General features: G+C 43.3%; 1 protein-coding gene. It reads right to left on the bottom strand.

The genetic code is table 11. The annotated features are described in order from the left end of the window. On the bottom strand, positions 1-349 hold a 349-nt coding region (gene recX, locus R7190_RS30435; RefSeq protein ID WP_318138286.1), incomplete at its 3' end, for a recombination regulator RecX. Between the last annotated feature and the right edge of the window lie 178 nt (positions 350-527).

Genomic DNA, 527 nt, shown 5'->3' with positions numbered 1-527 from the left:
ATTTCTTCTCTGCTGCCAACTTTGCCAATTCAAACCAATCTTGGGGCTCTTCTGCCATTGCTTGTTCAATGACAGATTCTGCAACGCGCTTCTGGTTAAGCTCTTGGCGAATACGACGCTCACCATGACCTTTGTAAACGTGTTGACGCACTTGGCTTTTGGCGTAACGCAAGTCATCCAAATAATTGTGTTCTAAACAAAAGTTAATCGCAGCTTCAATATCAGCCTCTTCATAGCCTTTCATCGCAAGCTTTTGATGGAGCTCATATAAGCCATGATCTCGACGACTAAGTAACTGAATCGCGGCTTCTTTGCTAGATAGCGTCGGTGCTTGTCGCTTTTGGTACATAGTGATCCTAAAGGTAATTTGGCTGTACAGGCTTTTCGTTTGCCTTAAATTTCTTCGATTTTGATTTCGACAAATACAACAAAGCCCTGCAACGCAGGGCTTTATTTTTAGTCTATCAGAAGATTAAAACTCTTCTTCTTGCTCAGGCTTCTCACCGGCAGCAGGTGCTTCTGGTTGA

It is taken from the genome of Vibrio sp. 1078-1, from assembly GCF_033340475.1.
Note: the sequence above shows the minus strand (reverse complement) of the source record. Positions and strands in the feature narration are given on the sequence as shown.